13 protein-coding genes are annotated in these 19,150 nt (G+C 48.5%); 6 read left to right on the top strand and 7 right to left on the bottom strand.

What is annotated here, in order from left to right:
* The first annotated feature begins 36 nt into the window (after nucleotides 1-36).
* On the top strand, nucleotides 37-642 hold the full coding sequence (locus HMPREF3022_RS01190; protein ID WP_070765022.1) for a CoA pyrophosphatase: 606 nt from the start codon (nucleotides 37-39) through the stop codon (nucleotides 640-642).
* Nucleotides 643-695: 53 nt separating this feature from the next.
* Here the strand turns inward: HMPREF3022_RS01190 and cysG are convergent, their stop codons facing one another.
* Nucleotides 696-2,093, bottom strand: a complete 1,398-nt coding sequence (cysG, locus tag HMPREF3022_RS01185; protein WP_049332572.1) for a siroheme synthase CysG — start codon at nucleotides 2,091-2,093, stop codon at nucleotides 696-698.
* Between the two features lie 319 nt (nucleotides 2,094-2,412).
* On the opposite strand from cysG, the gene HMPREF3022_RS01180 reads away from it, so the two are divergent.
* From HMPREF3022_RS01180 to recA, 3 genes are all read left to right on the top strand, one after another.
* Entirely contained in the window at nucleotides 2,413-4,977 is a 2,565-nt protein-coding gene (locus HMPREF3022_RS01180) for a glycoside hydrolase family 66 protein (RefSeq protein ID WP_049332570.1), read from the top strand.
* A gap of 138 nt (nucleotides 4,978-5,115) precedes the next feature.
* On the top strand, nucleotides 5,116-6,408 hold the full coding sequence (gene aroA, locus HMPREF3022_RS01175; protein WP_070765021.1) for a 3-phosphoshikimate 1-carboxyvinyltransferase: 1,293 nt from the start codon (nucleotides 5,116-5,118) through the stop codon (nucleotides 6,406-6,408).
* Nucleotides 6,409-6,555: 147 nt separating this feature from the next.
* Nucleotides 6,556-7,602 (top strand): recombinase RecA, encoded by a 1,047-nt coding sequence (gene recA / locus HMPREF3022_RS01170; RefSeq protein ID WP_049322198.1) that lies wholly within the window; start codon nucleotides 6,556-6,558, stop codon nucleotides 7,600-7,602.
* A gap of 95 nt (nucleotides 7,603-7,697) precedes the next feature.
* Here the strand turns inward: recA and fghA are convergent, their stop codons facing one another.
* A complete protein-coding gene (fghA, locus tag HMPREF3022_RS01165) occupies nucleotides 7,698-8,546 on the bottom strand; it encodes an S-formylglutathione hydrolase (RefSeq protein WP_070765020.1) in 849 nt (282 codons plus the stop codon).
* 496 nt (nucleotides 8,547-9,042) lie between these two features.
* Here fghA and HMPREF3022_RS01160 point away from each other — a divergent pair, with 496 nt between their 5' ends.
* Nucleotides 9,043-10,755 (top strand): proline--tRNA ligase, encoded by a 1,713-nt coding sequence (locus HMPREF3022_RS01160; RefSeq protein WP_049332591.1) that lies wholly within the window; start codon nucleotides 9,043-9,045, stop codon nucleotides 10,753-10,755.
* Nucleotides 10,756-10,821: 66 nt separating this feature from the next.
* Here the strand turns inward: HMPREF3022_RS01160 and pflA are convergent, their stop codons facing one another.
* The 5 genes from pflA to HMPREF3022_RS01135 all read right to left on the bottom strand — a co-directional run bounded on the left by pflA (nucleotide 10,822) and on the right by HMPREF3022_RS01135 (nucleotide 17,982).
* Nucleotides 10,822-11,628 (bottom strand): pyruvate formate lyase 1-activating protein, encoded by an 807-nt coding sequence (pflA, locus tag HMPREF3022_RS01155; protein WP_039864035.1) that lies wholly within the window; start codon nucleotides 11,626-11,628, stop codon nucleotides 10,822-10,824.
* Nucleotides 11,629-11,768: 140 nt separating this feature from the next.
* Complete coding sequence (gene pflB, locus HMPREF3022_RS01150) at nucleotides 11,769-14,054, bottom strand: formate C-acetyltransferase (protein ID WP_049332561.1); 2,286 nt, start codon at nucleotides 14,052-14,054, stop codon at nucleotides 11,769-11,771.
* A gap of 302 nt (nucleotides 14,055-14,356) precedes the next feature.
* Nucleotides 14,357-15,655 carry an adenylosuccinate synthase gene (locus tag HMPREF3022_RS01145; RefSeq protein WP_070765019.1) on the bottom strand — a complete coding sequence of 433 codons (1,299 nt, stop codon included), beginning with the start codon at nucleotides 15,653-15,655 and terminating at the stop codon, nucleotides 14,357-14,359.
* A gap of 43 nt (nucleotides 15,656-15,698) precedes the next feature.
* Nucleotides 15,699-16,856 carry an ATP phosphoribosyltransferase regulatory subunit gene (locus tag HMPREF3022_RS01140; RefSeq protein WP_049332557.1) on the bottom strand — a complete coding sequence of 386 codons (1,158 nt, stop codon included), beginning with the start codon at nucleotides 16,854-16,856 and terminating at the stop codon, nucleotides 15,699-15,701.
* Between the two features lie 322 nt (nucleotides 16,857-17,178).
* Nucleotides 17,179-17,982 (bottom strand): outer membrane protein assembly factor BamD, encoded by an 804-nt coding sequence (locus HMPREF3022_RS01135; protein WP_003680807.1) that lies wholly within the window; start codon nucleotides 17,980-17,982, stop codon nucleotides 17,179-17,181.
* Between HMPREF3022_RS01135 and rluD the strand changes: the two genes are divergently transcribed.
* Nucleotides 17,981-19,105: a 23S rRNA pseudouridine(1911/1915/1917) synthase RluD gene (gene rluD, locus HMPREF3022_RS01130; protein WP_070765018.1), complete on the top strand. Its 1,125-nt coding sequence runs from the start codon at nucleotides 17,981-17,983 to the stop codon at nucleotides 19,103-19,105. The two genes, HMPREF3022_RS01135 and rluD, sit on opposite strands and share 2 nt — an antisense overlap.
* Nucleotides 19,106-19,150 lie beyond the last annotated feature (45 nt).

Raw genomic sequence — 19,150 nt, 5'->3', positions numbered from 1 at the left:
TGTAATCCTCATCTCATAAAACAATCAGCGCCAAAAATGAATACTGACCACCTTACCCATTTCCTAACTCAAGCTTCACACTTCAGCAGCCGTATGCAAGCAGAGCGCAATCAATTAGTTACCGCCCAAACGGTCAAAGAAGCAGCCGTTTTGGTCGGCATCGCCTTGCATGAAGGAGCGTGGCAAATTTTACTGACCAAAAGGGCCGAGACCTTAAGGCAACACACTGGACAAATCGCCTTTGCCGGCGGCCGCAAAGATGCCCAAGACGACAGCCTAACGGCAACGGCGTTAAGAGAAGCTTATGAAGAAACTGCCATTCCGATTGCCGCATGGCAGACTTTTGCACCGCTACCCTTTTATGACACGCCTTCCGGCTACCGTGTTACGCCTGTTCCGGCAATTTGCACCCAGCCCATCAACCCAAAAGCAAATCCCGATGAAGTAGCAGAAATTTTTTATCTGCCTTTGGATTTCGCCTTAAACCTGCAAAACTACACATTCCGCCAGCTTCATCACAACAATCAAACCCTCGCCCTCCCTGCCCTGCTTTTCCAACGCTACGATATTTGGGGGTTGACCGCACTCATCCTATACGGACTGGCAGAACGTTATCAGCAATATTACCAAGCTTTTAAATAAGGCAAGGCCGTCTGAAAACCAATATTCAGACGGCCTTGTTTGATCAATCCTCTTTACGCAGCTTCTTCATAGCATTCGACAAATTCCCCAAACCATTTCATCTCATCGCGCAGGGCAACCACTTCGCCAATTACCATTAAAGCAGGACGCTCTGCTTCGGCAGCCAGCAAGCCCAAATCTTTCAGACGGCCTGTTCGCACGGTTTGATTGGGTAAAGTCCCATTGGAAATCACGGCAACAGGTGTAGAAGGCTGTCTGCCATAAGCCATCAGTTTTTCCGCAATTTCAGCCGCTTTAAGCGTACCCATATAGATTACCAGCGTTTGGCGGCTTAAAGCCAAAGTCTGCCAATCGGGCTGATTGCCCTCATGTTTGCTGTGGCCGGTTACAAATAAAGCACTTTGGGCACAATCGCGATGGGTCAACGGAATACCGGCATAAGCAGTAGCTCCAAGCGCAGCAGTAATGCCCGGCACAATGCGGTAGGTGATTCCAGCCTGATGCAGGGTTTGCACTTCCTCCCCGCCGCGCCCGAATACAAAAGGATCGCCGCCTTTCAACCTCACTACGCGCTCGCCTTTTTGAGCGTGTTCAACCAAAAGACGGTTGGTTTCTTCCTGCTGAACATGGTGCGCACCGGCGCGTTTGCCCACGCTGATTTTCACCGCATCTTTGCGTACCATCGCCAAAATCTCATCCGACACCAAAGCATCGTAAAACACGGTATCCGCAGCCTGAATCGCCTGCAAAGCATGTATGGTCAGCAAGCCCGGATCTCCCGGCCCTGCGCCCACCAAAACCACTTCGCCGCCAAACGGCGTTTCCCGGTTTAACTGCGTGATCAATTCACGCTCTGCCGCTTCGATATTGTTTTGAGCCGCAAAAATACTGAAACGGCTGTCGAACAACTTTTCCCAAAAATAACGGCGTCGTTCGACATGATGAATAGTCTGTTTAACCTTTTCGCGCCATTTACCGGCAATACGCGCCATCGTGCCCGTATGCAGCGGAATCAATGTTTCAATAATCTGCCGCCATTTACGCGCCAATACAGGCGCAGTACCGCCACTGGATATAGCTATCTTCAATGCCCCCCTATCCACCACGGCAGGCACGGTAAACGAACACAAGTCCGCCGTATCCACCGTATTGCACAATTTCGCCCGTCGTTCCGCCGCTTCAAAAACACGGCGGTTAAACAGGCCATTATCCGTCGCCGCAATAACGAAATACACCTCATCCAGCATGGCTTCTTCAAACAAGCCGCCCAGCCAAACTATTTTCCCTTCGTCCGCCCATTGCTGAAACTGCGGATTCAAAGTTTCCGCAACAACGCGCACGCGCGCTCCGGCAGATAACAGGCTTTCCGCCTTGCGTTCGGCAACCTTGCCCGCGCCTGCCAGTAAAACAGGACGGTTTCTCAAATCGGCAAACAAAGGATAATGGCTCATAGTCGTGCTCTTACTTTATCAATGATTGTCCGCCGATATTAAAGGCCGTCTGAAAAAATAGGAAAGAATGGTTTCTGATTTTCTTATGGTGTTTGGTTATATGCCTGCAAAAACCGTCTTTTGAATAACAAAACATTCAGACAGCATTTTTGAATTTCAATCACAAACCGAATTATTTTAGATATTTACTATCGAACGAGGAACTTATTTTCTGCTCTTCCTACTAAAAAGTCTTAACAATTATCCATATCAACAACTTAAGTGATATTAATTTGTTAAGGTAATTTCAAAATATAATATTTAGAAGCGAATATACAGCATGACAACTGAAGCAAAAACAGCCCCTTTGCCGACTATTCTCTTTAACAAGGCAGCCTATACCAACGGCGATGATGTTATTCTGAATATCTCCAATGAGACAGACAAAATCACCTCTGTTACCGTCAGCCATTTGGGTACGGAAATCCAAAAATTGGATCATCTGAACTCAACCACCGTCAAACTCTCTTCCGATATTTTTTCACCCAATTCAGGCTACGTCGTCAAAGTAGAAACCGTTGACAGCACCGGCAACCACACCAGCAAAACACTGGGATTGTCTGTCGAAGACGACTGGACCATTTTTCCCCGCTATGGCGTAGTGGCAGGGTCTAATGATAATTCGGCAGAACAAAACAACTCCATGACCAATGATCAGCTCGCAGGCTATCGAAACAATATCGAGCAGCTGGCACAAATGCACATCAACAATTATTTCTTCTATGATGTGTACGACACAACCTCCAATCCATTTCCAAACGTAAACAGCTTCAAGCAAGAATGGGCGACTTGGGCTGTCAGAAACGGCCAACCCAACCCTCCCCAAATCGATACCCTGCTGATTAAAAACCTCGTGAATAAAATTCACGAAAAAGGCGGCAGTGCCATGCTCTACAACATGCTTAACGCCGCCTCCAATGACGAACTCGATAACCCGGCCATCAAAGAAATTTTAAATAATGTCAAACTCTACAATGCCCAAGAGCATTCCAACTTCGGCAAAGCCGGTACAGAGACCAAAACATCCGTACAACAATTCGTCGATCCTGCCGACAAAAGCTGGCAAAACTATATCGTCAACACCATGATCAAAGCCCTGAAAACAGGCGGCTTTGACGGCTGGCAGGCCGACACCATGGGTGATAACCTCGTTTACAAAATACAAAACGGCCAAAAGACTGAAAACTTCAGAATGTCTGACGGTTATGACGATTTGTCAGCCGCGGCTGCGGAAAAGTTACACGATTACGGTCAAACTTATATAATCAACGACATCAGCACAGGCAGGGCCGATGTCTTATCCACCACCGGCATGGATGTTCCTTACTCAGAAATCTGGCCGCGCGATTTTAAAGATACAGCCGGAAATACCCATTATGAAAACCACAACTATGCCGAACTTAAACGCTTGGTAGGTCGTCTGTACGATTACAATCACGTTTCCCCGATTATTGCCGCCTATACTCAAAAAGATACCCAGCCAGAAGATCATTCTTCCGAACTCAATCCGGACAACGAATTGCTGGTCGATGCCGTTATCGCAGCGAGTGGCGGCTACCACATGACTGTTGCCGCATTAAACAACCTACCAGATAAAAATGCACATGGTTTTGGTATTTTGCAAGATTCATACTATCCCGCTCAAACGCTCAAAACCAACGAAATCCTGGCCAAATCAGAATTTAACTATCAACAATTCATTACCGCCTATGAGGAGCTGCTTCGCGGCGAAGGCTTGGTTGAACTCAAAGACAGTCATGCCTACATCGTAGCATCTGACGGCTATGACATGACTTCCACCTCAGGCGAAGGAGGCAAAGTTTATACATGGACAAAAGCCACCGCAGACGGCGGCCGAGTTGTCCAATTAATCAATCTCGCAGGCCTCGACAAAGACACCAATTGGAACAGCTCCTACCACCACACGCTGAAACTCGACAACCCTAAAGTCAGAATCCCGTTTGATATGGAAATCAGCGCAGAACAGGCCGAGCAGGCCATCGTACAACTGGCTTCCCCCGACTCAGACGATATATCCATGCACACATTGAAATCTTCCGTCATCTATGAAAACGGCAAACCGGTGGCACTGGAAGTCACCGTACCGAGCCTGGATGTCTGGGATATGCTTTATGTCAGCAATTTAGGGCAGGCAAGCCTCAGCCAAACCTTTGCCGACGGCAAAACCACATTCAACGGTACCCACGCCGACGACCATATCAAAGGTACTGAAAGCGAAGACATCATCTACGGCAACCGGGGCAATGATGAGATTCACGGCGGCAGCGGCAATGACAAATTGTCCGGCGGCACCGGCGACGACGTCATCAACGGCGATGCCGGCAGCGATATTCTCTACGGAGGCGGTGGCAATGACCATCTGAACGGCGGTTTAGACAACGACACGCTGTATGGCGGCGCCGGTAACGATACTATGTTGGGCGAAGCAGGTAACGACATCCTTCACGGCGGCGCAGGCAACGACACACTGTTCGGCGGCTTAGGGGACGATATATTGCACGGCGTAGCCGGTAACGATACCTATGTATTCAATCGCGGCGAAGGCCATGACACCATTTTCGACCATCACGGCGCAAACGCCATCCAATTCGGCGCAGGCATCTCCCTCTCGGATCTGTCACTCGAAACAGTCAACGAAAAGGATGGCACGACTTGGAACATCACCATTCGTGGCGAAAACAATCACAATGACCTCATCACCATCGACCACCAATATGCCGACATCCATACCAACGCCCAAGGTAAAAAAATTCCCTCAGTCAGCGAATTCCGCTTTGACAAAGGTACGTTCAACATTGACCAGTTAATGCATATTTTAGGTTAACCATTAAAATATTGAGCATCCCAAAGCCGGACTTTCAAAAAGAGTCCGGTTTTTCTTTCCTACAACGCCACTTCCATTTTTCAGACGGCCTTTGCCTGCGTATAATATCGTTTTGTCTACAATTTGAAATCCTAACCAATGACCGAATCCATCCGCCTGCCCGCTTCCACACTCAAGCCCTCCACCGTTGCCCTGCCCGGTTCCAAAAGCATCAGCAACCGCACGCTGCTCTTGGCAGCACTCTCCGACAACGTTTGCGAAATCCATTCTTTGCTCAAATCCGACGATACCGACCGAATGCTTGAAGCACTCGACAAACTCGGCGTGCAAATTGAATCTTTACCTGAAGGCCGTCTGAAAGTTCATGGCACCGGCGGCCGCTTTCCCAACCAAATCGCTGATTTGTTTTTAGGCAACGCCGGTACGGCATTCCGCCCCTTGACTGCCGCGCTTGCCGTTTTGGGTGGCGACTATCATCTGCACGGCATACCGCGTATGCACGAACGCCCTATCGGCGATTTGGTCGACGCGCTGCGCATTGCCGGCGCGGACGTACAATATCTAGGCAATGAAAACTATCCTCCGCTTCAGATCGGCAAACGCCAAGACAACGGCGAGCGTGTTATTCCGATCAAAGGCAATGTTTCCAGCCAATTCCTGACCGCCCTGCTTATGGCTTTGCCGTTGACCGGACAAGCATTTGAAATCCACATGGTAGGCGAGTTGATTTCCAAGCCTTATATCGACATCACGCTCAAGCTGATGGCGCAGTTCGGTGTGAACATCATCAATGAAGACTACCGTGTATTTAAAATCCCGGCCGGTGCCAAATATCATGCGCCCGAACATTTATATGTAGAAGGCGATGCATCCAGCGCGTCTTATTTCTTGGGTGCAGGCCTGATTGCCGGTACACCCATCCGCGTAACCGGTATCGGCGCACACAGCATTCAAGGCGACGTTGCCTTCGCCCGCGAACTGGAGAAAATCGGTGCGGATGTCATTTGGGGCGAAAATTTTGTAGAAATTTCCCGTCCTGCCGAGCGCAAGATTCAGGCTTTTGATTTGGATGCCAACCATATCCCTGACGCGGCCATGACTCTGGCTATCGTCGCACTGGCCACCAAACAACCCTGCACCCTGCGCAATATCGGCTCATGGCGCGTCAAAGAAACCGACCGTATCGCCGCCATGGCAACCGAGCTGCGCAAACTGGGGGCTGAAGTCGTTGAAGAAGCCGAAGCCATCCATATCACGCCGCCCGAAACACTTACCCCCGATGCCGTCATCGATACTTACGACGACCACCGCATGGCCATGTGTTTCTCGCTGGCTTCGCTTTTGGGCGTCCCCGTCATCATCAACGACCCGAAATGTACGCATAAAACTTTCCCCGACTATTTCCAAGTTTTCGCATCATTGACCAACTAATTGATTATTCAAAGTTTCAGACGGCCTGTTGCATACAAAAAACACAGGCCATCTGAAAAATAAAAATAAAACTATACTTTTTCTTAATTTATGCGATAATAGCTAAATAAATTCTTAGCTATTCATATTTCCTTTCGGAGAGAAAACATGTCAGACGAAAAAAGCAAAGCCTTAGCCGCCGCCCTTGCCCAAATCGAAAAAAACTTCGGCAAAGGCTCCATCATGAAAATGGACGGCAGCCAACAGGAAGAAAACCTTGATGTTATTTCCACCGGCTCCCTAGGCGTGGACTTGGCACTCGGCGTTGGCGGTCTGCCCCGCGGCCGTGTGGTTGAAATTTTCGGCCCGGAATCCTCCGGTAAAACCACACTCTGTCTCGAAGCCATTGCCCAATGCCAAAAAAATGGCGGCATCTGCGCATTCATCGATGCCGAGCATGCTTTTGACCCGATTTACGCCCGCAAACTCGGCGTAAAAGTCGAAGAACTCTATCTCTCCCAGCCGGATACCGGCGAACAGGCATTGGAAATCTGCGATACATTAGTACGCTCCGGCGGTATCGATATGGTCGTTGTCGACTCCGTAGCGGCACTTGTGCCTAAAGCCGAGATCGAAGGCGAAATGGGCGACAGCCACGTCGGCCTGCAAGCCCGCCTGATGAGCCAAGCCTTGCGCAAACTGACCGGTCACATCAAACGCACTAATACATTGGTTGTTTTCATTAACCAAATCCGTATGAAAATCGGCGTGATGTTCGGCAGCCCTGAAACCACGACCGGCGGTAACGCGCTCAAATTCTACGCCTCTGTCCGCCTCGATATCCGCCGTACCGGTCAGATTAAAAAAGGCGATGACGTCATTGGTAACGAAACCAAAGTCAAAGTCATCAAAAACAAAGTTGCGCCTCCATTCCGTCAAGCCGAATTCGATATTCTTTACGGTGAAGGCATCAGCTGGGAAGGTGAATTGATCGACTTGGGCGTCAAACATGACATCGTTGAAAAATCAGGTGCATGGTACAGCTACAACGGCGCAAAAATCGGCCAAGGTAAAGATAATGTACGCGTTTGGTTGAAAGAAAATCCTGATGTTGCCAACGAAATCGATGCCAAAATCCGTGCGGCAGTCGGTATCAATGTTGATATTACCGAAGGCAAATTGGACGATACCGACGGCGAACGTCCTGAGGAATAAGTCTGTTTGAAATTAAAGATCAAAAAAGACCAAATAAAGGCCGTCTGAAATCCGACCATTAATCGGATTTCAGACGGCCTTTTATTTAATATAGTTTAAAGCCCTAATGCCTGAGCGTGAAACTCAATATGCGAATCGATAAAACTGGCAATAAAGAAATAGTCATGCCCATAGCCCGGGCGTACTTTATATTGGATATTAAAACCTTTTTCACGCGCTGAGCGGACGAACCCTTCCGGTTGCAGGACTTCAGGATACAAAGCATCTTCACTGCCGACATCAATCAAAACAGGCAATTTATGCGAGGCCGTCTGAAGCAGTTCTGTACTGTCATAGCGTTTCCATGTTTCCACGTTTTGACCCAAATAAGCTGAAAACGCCTGCCTGCCGCCTTCCGTATCGATAGGATGACATAAAGGCGCAAAGGCAGAAACCGCAGCATATCGGCCAGGATGCTTCAAAGCCAAATGCAGCGCGCCATGCCCACCCATGCTGAAACCTGCAATGCTTCGCTCTTGCGTTACCGGAAAATGATGCTCGATCAAATCAGGCAATTCTTCGCTGATATAGCTTTCCATTTGATAATGCTGCGCCCAAGGTGCTTCAGTTGCATTAACATAAAATCCGGCGCCCTGTCCAAGATAATGCTCTTCACTGTCGGCAACATGCCGACCGCGTGGCGAGGTATCCGGGAAAACCACGATAATATTCCATTGCGCCGCAAAACGTTGGATCCCGCTTTGTTGAACCAATTCAGAACCATCACTATTTAAGCCGGAAAGAAAATATAAAACAGGCGCGGGATAGCCTTTTAAGACTTGTGGCGGCAGATAGACATCAAATACCATATCCGTCCGGCAGGTTTGAGAAAAATGGCGGTACCGTTCCTGATACCCGTTAAACATCTTTCTGCGTTCCAACAAATGCAATTCTGAATTTTTCATTTTATTCCTTGTAAGGAAACAACAATGAGCAGAATGTTAGCGCAAAACCTGCTCATCGTGTTGTTGCCCCATCTTTTTAAGGCAACCCAATCTGCTTTAAACAAGGCTTGCCAATCATGCGAAATCATTACGCCGACAGCATTTAAAATCTATACACAATCTCTGTGGATAAATCTGTTGATAAGCTTTGGGTAATCGTAAAATTTTCTTTAGGAACAAACCAAGTCTTAAATTGACTAAAATTTAATCAAATAAAATATAATAAAATCAAGTGGTTATGTTTATAAGATTTTACTATAATCATACAGTGAAAATTTATAGGTAAAACAAGGTTATGCGGCTTTGTGCATAAATTAGGGTTGACATCCCTAAAAATCACCCCGAATCAAAAGCTGCGTAAAACAACGGCCGATTTCATCAGATGCCATTCAAAAGACACGCGGCCATAAATTTTGCGTTACAATACGCACTTATTTTTAAGAAAGAAAAATATGCCATGAAAGCCTCCCAGTTCTTCATTTCTACCCTTAAAGAAGCCCCTGCCGAAGCCGCCCTTGCCAGCCACAAGCTGATGATTCGTGCCGGTTTGATCAAAGCCAACGCATCCGGTCTTTATACTTGGATGCCGATGGGCCTGCGTGTATTGCGCAAAGTTGAAAATATTGTGCGTGAAGAAATGGCCCGCGCAGGTAGCGTGGAGCTGCTGATGCCGGTGGTACAACCTGCCGAGCTGTGGCAGGAATCCGGCCGCTGGGAGTTTTACGGTAAAGAACTGCTACGCCTGAAAGACCGTCATGACCGCGATTTCTGTATGGGTCCGACTTGCGAAGAAGTCATTGCCGACATCGTGCGCAAAGAAGTCAACAGCTACAAACAACTGCCGAAAAACTTTTACCACATCCAAACCAAATTCCGCGATGAAGTACGTCCGCGCTTCGGTGTGATGCGTGCGCGCGAGTTCGTCATGAAAGATGCTTATTCCTTCCATGCCGACTATGCCTCGCTTCAGACGACCTATCAAGATATGTACGACGCTTATTGCCGTATCTTCACCCGTTTGGGTTTAGAATTCCGTCCTGTTGCTGCAGATACCGGCAGCATCGGCGGTACCGGCTCTCACGAATTCCAAGTATTGGCCGAAAGCGGCGAAGACGTTATTGCATATAGCGACACTTCTGATTACGCCGCCAATATCGAGTTGGCACCTACCTTGCCGCTTAAAGGAGAACGCGCCGCTGCTCAGGTCGAGTTGACCAAAGTACATACGCCAAACGTCAAAACCATTGAGTCTTTGGTTGAATTCCTGAATATTCCGGTTGAACAAACCCTCAAATCCATCGTGGTTGAAAGCGAAAACGAAGGCGAACTCGTCCTGCTGCTGTTGCGTGGCGACCATGAATTTAACGATATTAAGGCAGAAAAACTAGCTGGCGTGAAATCACCGCTGACCATGGCAAGCCCTGCCGCGATTGTTGAACAGTTCGGCGCAAACGGCGGCTCTCTCGGCCCTGTCGGCTTCAAAGGTAAAGTCTATGCGGATTTCGCTACCGAAAAAGGCGCAGATTGGGTTATCGGCGCAAACGAAGACAACTACCACTATACCGGCTTTAACTTCGGCCGCGATGCTGCCGAGCCTGAATTTGTCGATTTACGCAATGTCATCGAAGGCGATATCAGCCCTGACGAACAAGGCCGTCTGAAACTGGCTCGCGGTATTGAAGTCGGCCATGTCTTCCAATTGCGCGACAAATATACCCAAGCCATGAATGTCAGCTTCTTGGACAATAACGGCAAATCCCAAATCATGGAAATGGGCTGCTACGGTATTGGTATTACCCGCGTTGTGGCCGCCGCCATCGAACAAAACAACGACGAAAAAGGCATTGTTTGGACCAAAGCAATGGCGCCGTTTGAAGTCGTTATCGTGCCGATGAACTACAAAAAATCAGACGCCGTGCGCGAAGCCGCTGACAAAATCTATGCCGAGCTTTTGGCTGCCGGTGCAGATGTATTGTTGGATGACCGCGACGAACGTGCAGGCGTATTGTTGAATGACTCCGAGCTGTTGGGTATTCCTCACCGCATCGTGATAGGCGATCGCGCCTTAAAAGAAGGCAATGTCGAATATGCCGAGCGCCGTGACAATCAGGCTCAAGCCGTTGCAGTATCAGAAGTTGTCGCCAAGGTTTTGGCCGCATTGAACGCTTAAGTTTTTTTCAATCATGAAAAGGCTGTCTGAAACTGATTATTTCGTTTCAGACGGCCTTTTTCTGTTTTAATAAATAATATTTTTTCCGTAGCTCTCTAATATTTCTTTGATTTTCAAAATGGTTTCTTTAGGCGGCGGATGTACGCCTTTTAATTTGTATTCGTCGCCACACAAAGCCCATTTGTGTGCGCCCAATTCGTGATACGGCAAAAGCTCGACCATTTCGACATTATCCATATCACCGATAAACTCGCCCAATAAATGCGCTGACCGCTCATCATCGGTATAACCGGGAACAACCACATAACGCACACGCGTCGGCTGATTGCGTTCAGCAAGATAGCGCGCGAATTTCAGCGTTTTGGTATTTGGAATACCGACAAGCACTTTATGAATTTCAGGATCGATTTGTTTTAAGTCGAGCATGACCAAATTGGTATGATCGAGCAAATCATCCAAAATCGAATCATAGTGCAAAGCATAGCCATTGCTGTCTAGACAGGTATGGATATCGTGTTCCCGACAGGCCGTAAACCAATCACGTACAAACTCATATTGCAATAACGGCTCGCCGCCGGTTGCCGTTACGCCTCCGCCTGTCGCGCGCAAATAATGGCGATAGGTCATGACCTGCTTCATCACGGTTGCCACATCCAATTCCTGCGCCTGCTCGGTATGCAAATCCCAAGTATCGCGATTATGGCAATACAGGCAGCGCATCAGGCAACCTTGCAAAAAGAGCACGTAGCGCAAACCCGGACCATCGACAGCACCGCAAGATTCAATCGAATGAATAATGCCTTTGCCGTTATAGTGACGGTGGCCAAGGTCTTTCAGTTCCGGCTCGGGGGTAATGGCAAAAGTCGTGGACATAGTGTTCGGCTCAAAAAATGTTTTTGCTTATATGGATTGTACGATAATAAAGGCCGTCTGAACATTTCAGACGGCCTCGGAGCTTTGTTTCAAAACAAACCAAATGCAAATTTGGCTTCTGGTTTGTTTCGCCACCAAGATTACATGGTTTCTGTGAATGTACGGGTAATCACGTCAAGCTGTTGTTCGCGGGTCAACGAGTTGAAGCGAACCGCATAACCGGACACACGAATGGTCAACTGAGGATATTTCTCCGGATTGTGCATTGCATCTTCCAAAGTCTCGCGATTCAATACGTTGACGTTCAAGTGTTGGCCGCCTTCCAAAATACCGTCTTCATGGTGGAAATAACCGTCCATCAAACCGGCAAGGTTGCGTTCGCGAGAATGCTCGTCTTTACCCAACGCGCCAGGAATAATGGAGAAGGTATAAGAAATACCGTCTTTGGCAAACTCAAATGGCAGTTTGGCTACGGAAGTCAATGAAGCGACTGCACCGTTGACGTCACGGCCGTGCATTGGGTTTGCACCCGGACCAAACGGAGCGCCTGCACGGCGGCCGTCTGGAGTATTACCGGTTTTCTTACCGTAAACAACGTTGGAGGTAATAGTCAGTACGGACTGAGTCGGAGTGGCGTTGCGGTAAGTTTTGTGGGTTGCCACTTTTTTCATGAAGCGTTCAACCAAATCGCAGGCGATATCGTCAACGCGGTCGTCGTTGTTACCAAATTGTGGGTATTCGCCTTCGATTTCGAAGTCAACGGCAATGCCATTTTCGTCACGAATCGGTTTCACTTTGGCGTACTTAATGGCGGACAATGAGTCGGCAGCCACAGACAAACCGGCGATACCGCATGCCATCGTACGTTTCACATCACGGTCATGCAATGCCATCAATGCAGCTTCGTAGCTGTATTTGTCGTGCATGTAGTGAATAATGTTCAGCGCGGTAACGTATTGGGTTGCCAACCAATCCATGAATTTGTCCATGCGCTCAAAGACAGTGTCGTAGTCCAAAACTTCGTCCATAATCGGCTCGGTTTTCGGACCAACTTGCTCTTTAGATTTCTCGTCCACGCCGCCATTGATTGCGTACAGCAGAGTTTTAGCCAAGTTGGCGCGTGCGCCGAAGAACTGCATTTGTTTGCCGACCACCATCGGGCTGACGCAGCAGGCAATGGCGTAGTCGTCGCTATTGAAGTCAGGGCGCATCAAATCGTCGTTTTCGTATTGGATGGACGAAGTATCGATGGATACTTTGGCGCAGAATTCTTTAAAGCCTTGCGGCAGTTGTTCTGACCACAATACAGTGATGTTTGGCTCAGGAGACGGACCCATGTTGTACAGGGTATGCAGCACGCGGAAGTTGGTGCGCGTTACCAAGGTACGGCCATCCAAGCCCATACCGCCGATGGATTCGGTTGCCCAAATCGGGTCGCCGGAGAAGAGTTGGTCGTATTCGGGCGTACGCAGGAAACGGACCATACGCAGTTTCATTACCAAGTGGTCGATAAATTCTTGCGCTTGGGTTTCGGTAATCACACCGTTTTTCAGGTCGCGTTCAATGTAAATATCTAAGAATGAAGACACACGGCCGAAGGACATCGCTGCGCCGTTTTGAGATTTAACGGCGGCAAGGTAGGCAAAGTAAGTCCATTGGATGGCTTCTTGTGCATTTTTTGCAGGGCCGGAAATGTCGTAGCCGTAAGAAGCCGCCATTTCTTTCATTTGACCCAAGGCTTTGTATTGTTCGTTGATTTCTTCACGACGGCGGATCACTTCTTCCAAGTCCACACCGTTTTCCAAATCGGCTTGCAGTGAATTGAACTGGTTGAGTTTGTCTTTCATCAAGAAATCGATACCGTACAATGCAACACGACGGTAGTCACCGATAATACGGCCACGGCCATAAGCATCCGGCAGACCGGTAATCACGCCTGATTTGCGGCAGCGGCGGATGTCGGGCGTATAAACGTCAAATACGCCTTGGTTGTGGGTTTTGCGGTATTTGGTGAAAATTTCGCTGACTTCGGGATTCAATTCAACGTTGTACACTTTGCACGCGTCTTGCACCATTTTCAAACCGCCAAACGGCATGATAGAGCGTTTCAAAGGCTCGTCTGTTTGCAGGCCGACGATGGTTTCCAAATTTTTGTCGATATAGCCTGGAGCATGGCTGGTAATACCGGAGACGATTTGCGCATCGATTTTATACGGTTCGTGCGTACGGTTTTCAACCTTGATGCCTTCCATCACTTCCGCCCACAGCTTGGTTGTGGCTTCGGTTGCTGGTGCCAAGAAAGAGGCATCGCCTTCATAAGGCGTGTAGTTTTTTTGAATAAAATCGCGGACATCTACGTTGGTTTCCCAGTTGCCACCGACAAAACCTTCCCAAGCGGCTGGACGTTGCTGAACATCATTTGACATATCAAGCTCCTAATTTTATTGAAAATATAGACTGTAAATTTTCTGAAAGGATAACATCAATACCCATTTATTTATAGGGGTTTTTATGAAATAAAATTACAGATTTGGTTTTTCTTGATTTACGTCAATGAGAATAATTGTTACTTGGCACTACATCTCACTTTCCAAACATTCGTACTTAAAAACAGCGTAAAATACAAAATTCAGCCCTGAAGACAGATGTCCTTCAGGGCTGAATTTTTATTGTATTTCATATAAAAGTCCGTCTGAAAATTCAGACGGACTTTTATTCACTTAATCAATTAAGCAAACGGATGATGCAAAACAATGGTTTCTTCACGGTCAGGACCGGTTGAAACAATAGCCACATGCGCACCGCACACTTCTTCAATACGTTTCAGATAAGCTTTAGCGTTTTCAGGCAGCTTGTCGTACTCTTTCACACCGAAAGTCGACTCGCTCCAACCCGGCATGGTTTCGTAAATCGGTTTGCAGGTTTCTACCGCATCGGAGCCGCAAGGCAGAATGTCGGTTTTGCTGCCATCAGGCAATTCATAACCTACACAGATATTGATGTTTTCAATACTATCCATCACGTCCAGCTTGGTAATGCACATGCCGGAAATGCCGTTAACTTGAATAGAGCGTTTCAGAGCAGCTGCGTCAAACCAGCCACAACGACGCGCACGACCGGTTACAGAACCGAACTCATGGCCGCGCTCTGCCAAACCTGCGCCCACTTCGTCAAACAATTCAGTCGGGAATGGGCCGGAACCCACACGGGTGGTATAGGCTTTAACGATACCCAAAACGTAATCCAGCATTTGCGGACCTACGCCTGCACCGGCAGAAGCGGCACCAGCCAAACAGTTGGAGGAAGTTACAAACGGATAAGTACCGTAGTCGATATCCAACAACGTACCTTGCGCACCTTCAAACAATAGGCTTTCGCCTTTGCGGTTTTTCTCGTTCAACACACGGGAAACATCGGTAATCATCGGCGTAATGCGCGGCGCAACTTTTTCAATGACCGCCATCACGTCTTCAACTTTTACCGGCTCGGCATTGTGCAGGTGTTGCAACTGAACATTGTAATAAGCCAAAACGGCTTCCAGTTTTTCAACCAGTTTTTCAGGGTGCAACAAGTCCACCACGCGAATCGCACGACGGGCAACTTTATCTTCATAGGCTGGGCCGATGCCGCGACCGGTTGTACCAATTTTACTTTTACCGCGGGAAGCTTCGCGTGCTTGGTCAAGCGCAATGTGGTAAGGCAGAATCAATGGGCAGGTCGGCGCAATTTTTAGACGGCCTTCGACGTTTTTCACACCGGCAGCGTTCAATTCGTCGATTTCACCCAACAATGCTTCAGGAGAAACGACGACACCTGAGCCGATAAAGCAGTCCAAAGTCTCATGCAAAATGCCGCTTGGAATCAGGCGCAAAATGGTTTTTTTGCCACCGACGACCAAAGTATGGCCGGCATTATGGCCGCCTTGGAAACGTACAACACCGCTGGTTTCTTCCGCCAGCCAGTCAACAATCTTACCTTTGCCTTCATCACCCCATTGGGCACCGATTACGACAACATTTTTAGCCATAGCCATCTAACCTTATTTCAGATACAAAATTTCAAAATAAAACTCAATCGTTCAAAGCGATTACTTTCCAAACGCCGTCTACCTGTTTCAGACGGCCTGTAACCTCTTCCGAACCGTTATAGCCGATACCGTAATCGATAACGACACATTGTCCTTGTTCGCGCAAAGCATCTACCGCTTCTTGAGCCGCAGGCATGTCTTTCACATCGACAGCTACCACGGATTCCCGTCCAATAGCAGGAAGGCGGCCGATAAAGCTACGCAAATCAAAACTGAATCCGGCCGCAGGACGCGCGCGTCCGAAGTATCCGCCCAATCCGTCATAACGGCCGCCTCGTGCCACAGCATCATGACGGTTTGAACCATAAGCTGCGTAAAGCAAACCGGTATGGTAATTGTCAACGCGCAGTTCCGACAAATCGATATGCACTTTTTGATTTGGGAACGCATCGCATACTGCCTGCAATTCATCCAAGGCCGCACTGACTGCGGACAATTCCGGTAATTTCTCTCTAGCCACAGTCAGCACTTCACGACCACCGTACAGTCGGGGCAACAATGAAAACGCTTTTGCCCACATGCCATCAAGTTTCCACTCTTTGACCAACTGGCTGACGGCTTCGGCATCCTTGTCCTGCATCGATGACAGCAGGGTTGCCGATTGCTGCTCATCCAAATGCGCGGCATTTGCTAAAGCACGGAATACGCCGATATGTCCCAACGAGAGCAAAACTTCGCCCATGTCGGCGATTTTCATACTTTTCAGCATCAAATCAATCAATTCGATATCCGCTTCAATGCCTTCCAAGCCGTACATTTCCGCGCCCGCCTGCAAAGGCTCGCGCATATTGAGCAATCCGTCAGGACGCGCATGAAGCACCGAACCGGCATAGCATAAACGGTTGATACCTTGATTGGCGGAAAGCAAGTGGGCATCAATACGCGCCACCTGCGGCGTAATATCCGCGCGGATACCGAGCTGACGACCGCTGAGCTGATCGACGACCAAAATGGTTTTCAAAGACAAACCGGCATCGATATGCGTCAATAAGGAATGGCTGTATTCCATCAATGGCGGTTGCACCAATTCATAACCATGCACGCGGAACAAAGCCAATAGCCGCTCACGGGCGCTTTCCAGTTGTCGGGCATTGGTCGGTAACACGTCGGCGACGTGTTCAGGAAGCTGCCAAGACTTCATGAGAATCTACCTCTGTTTTTTTGTAAACATAAAGGGCTGATTAAATTTAAAACCAAATCAGCCTGACGACTGAAATTTTCCTGAATGCATCAACAGCAAATCCGATGCAGCTTCAACAAAACTGATTTTAAATTTAAACAGCCCCTGAGTAACGGCTTCAAACCGTCGAGTTATTAAAATCAGACTTTACCATATTAAAACGAATTTTGCACCCTGTTTACAGAGAACGTAAAAAAACATTAAAAACAAAGGCCGTCTGAAAACCAAATGCATAGCTGCATCATTTTCAGACGGCCTTATTCATGCCTGAACAACCCGACGCTTAGCGCCAGTAACGCCACCAAGGCATATCGTCAGATCGCCATTCGTGTTGCAAGAACGGGCTTTGCGGGAAGTTGGTTTCCAAAACACGGCGTGTATCAGCAGCCAGTTGCGGCTTGTCCAGTTTTTTGTACGCCAATTCCATCATCGCCAAAGCTTCTTCGACGTAACGGGTATTTTGGTAACGGCTGACGATTTTTTGCGCACGGTTGGCCGCTGCGACATAAGCACCGCGTTTCATGTAATAACGTGCCACAGATATCTCGTTACCACCCAAAGCGTCCACCAGCTTGGCCATACGCTCGGTTGCATCGGCAGCGTATTTGCTGTTTGGGTAACGTTGCACCAGCTCGGCAAATGCCTGATAAGCATCGCGGTTGGCTTTCGGGTCGCGGTCGGACCAGTCTTGAGAAGCCAGCTTGTTCAAGAAAGACTGGTCTTCGTTAAAAAGCACCAAACCTTTCAAGTACAGCGCGTAGTCCATATTCGGATGTTGCGGATGATGGCGTTGGAAGCGCGCAATGGCAGCCAAGGCTTTTTCTGGCTCATCGTCTTTATAATAGGCATACGCCGTATCCAACTGGGACTGCTGGGCATAGCGGCCGTTTGGAAAACGGGATTCTAAAATTTCGTATAACTTGACAGCTCGCGTATAATTGTTGCTGTTCAACTCGTCTTGCGCTTCGGCATAAAGCTTTTCCACACTCCAATCTTGAGTAATTTGGGCGTCTTTATCGATTGTGCCTTTATTTGCGCAGGCACTCAGTGCCAAACCTAAAGAAACTACTAAAAGAATTTTTTTCATGCAGAATACTTCCTTTGATAACGAAGCCGATTATAGCGATGATTTAGACTTTCCGTCATCCCCTGAAACAGAAAGTTGTGTTAATTTGACCGTTCCGCTCGAAATGGCGGGCGGAAGGCTGGATGCCGTATTGGCCAAACTCATGCCCGACTACTCGCGCAGCCGCCTGAGTTCGTGGATTAAAGAGGGTGCAGTCATTGTAAACGATAAGCCCGCGCAACCCAAAGATAAAATGATAGGCGGTGAATTGATTGCCGTTACGGTACGTCCGAGCGAAGAAAACCTCGCGTTCACGCCCGAGCCTATGGATTTGGACATTATTTATGAAGACGATACCGTTATCGTCATCAACAAACCGGCCGGATTGGTCGTTCATCCTGCCGCAGGCAACTGGAGCGGCACCCTGCTCAATGGCCTGTTGGCGCACTGTCCCGAATTAAGCCAAGTGCCGCGTGCGGGCATCGTACACCGTTTGGACAAAGAAACCAGCGGCCTGATGGTAATCGCCAAGACCCTGCCGGCGCAAAACTCACTGGTTCAACAGCTGCAAGAGCGCACAGTCAAACGCATTTACCGCGCAGTCGCCAACGGCATCGTTCCTTTTGACGGCAAAATCGAAACCCAAATCGGCCGCGATCCGCACAACCGCCTGAAAATGGCAGTCGTCAAATTCGGCGGCAAACCTGCCATTACCCACGTCAAAGTGTTGGAACGTTATCTGACGCACAGCTACATCGAATGCTCGCTCGAAACCGGCCGCACGCACCAAATCCGCGTTCATATGCGCGAAGCCAACCATCCGCTGGCCGCCGACCCTGTTTACGGCAACCTGCGCCATCCATGCAGCGACGCAGTTAAAGAAGCCATCAAAGCCCTCGGCGCACGCCAAGCCCTGCACGCCTACCGCTTGAGCTTTGTACACCCGAAAACCGGCGAAACCGTTTCCTTTGAAGCGCCTATGCCTGACGATATGTACCACCTGCTCTCCGTCCTGCGTCTGGAGGCCGGTTTGGATTCGTCCCTGAGCAACGAGGAAGAATGGCAAGAAAAATTCGGCATGGACGATGACGACGATTGGAATGAAGACGACTACGATGTTGAAGTCGTTTATGTAAGGGATTAAACCCATATTTTCAGACGGCCTAAAATATTATTTCAGGCCGTCTGA

Source organism: Neisseria sp. HMSC065C04, from assembly GCF_001815375.1.
GTDB lineage: Bacteria > Pseudomonadota > Gammaproteobacteria > Burkholderiales > Neisseriaceae > Neisseria > Neisseria flavescens_D.
The sequence above is the reverse complement of the archived record's forward strand: the minus strand, read 5'-3'. Positions and strand labels throughout refer to the sequence as shown.

Excerpts from the sequence above, each read along its gene's own strand:
- HMPREF3022_RS01190 (WP_070765022.1), top strand. The coding sequence starts at position 37 with ATGAATACTGACCACCTTACCCATTTCCTAACTCAAGCTTCACACTTC.
- cysG (WP_049332572.1), bottom strand. The coding sequence starts at position 2,093 with ATGAGCCATTATCCTTTGTTTGCCGATTTGAGAAACCGTCCTGTTTTA.
- HMPREF3022_RS01180 (WP_049332570.1), top strand. The coding sequence starts at position 2,413 with ATGACAACTGAAGCAAAAACAGCCCCTTTGCCGACTATTCTCTTTAAC.
- aroA (WP_070765021.1), top strand. The coding sequence starts at position 5,116 with ATGACCGAATCCATCCGCCTGCCCGCTTCCACACTCAAGCCCTCCACC.
- recA (WP_049322198.1), top strand. The coding sequence starts at position 6,556 with ATGTCAGACGAAAAAAGCAAAGCCTTAGCCGCCGCCCTTGCCCAAATC.
- fghA (WP_070765020.1), bottom strand. The coding sequence starts at position 8,546 with ATGAAAAATTCAGAATTGCATTTGTTGGAACGCAGAAAGATGTTTAAC.
- HMPREF3022_RS01160 (WP_049332591.1), top strand. The coding sequence starts at position 9,043 with ATGAAAGCCTCCCAGTTCTTCATTTCTACCCTTAAAGAAGCCCCTGCC.
- pflA (WP_039864035.1), bottom strand. The coding sequence starts at position 11,628 with ATGTCCACGACTTTTGCCATTACCCCCGAGCCGGAACTGAAAGACCTT.
- pflB (WP_049332561.1), bottom strand. The coding sequence starts at position 14,054 with ATGTCAAATGATGTTCAGCAACGTCCAGCCGCTTGGGAAGGTTTTGTC.
- HMPREF3022_RS01145 (WP_070765019.1), bottom strand. The coding sequence starts at position 15,655 with ATGGCTAAAAATGTTGTCGTAATCGGTGCCCAATGGGGTGATGAAGGC.
- HMPREF3022_RS01140 (WP_049332557.1), bottom strand. The coding sequence starts at position 16,856 with ATGAAGTCTTGGCAGCTTCCTGAACACGTCGCCGACGTGTTACCGACC.
- rluD (WP_070765018.1), top strand. The coding sequence starts at position 17,981 with ATGCAGAATACTTCCTTTGATAACGAAGCCGATTATAGCGATGATTTA.
- HMPREF3022_RS01135 (WP_003680807.1), bottom strand. The coding sequence starts at position 17,982 with ATGAAAAAAATTCTTTTAGTAGTTTCTTTAGGTTTGGCACTGAGTGCC.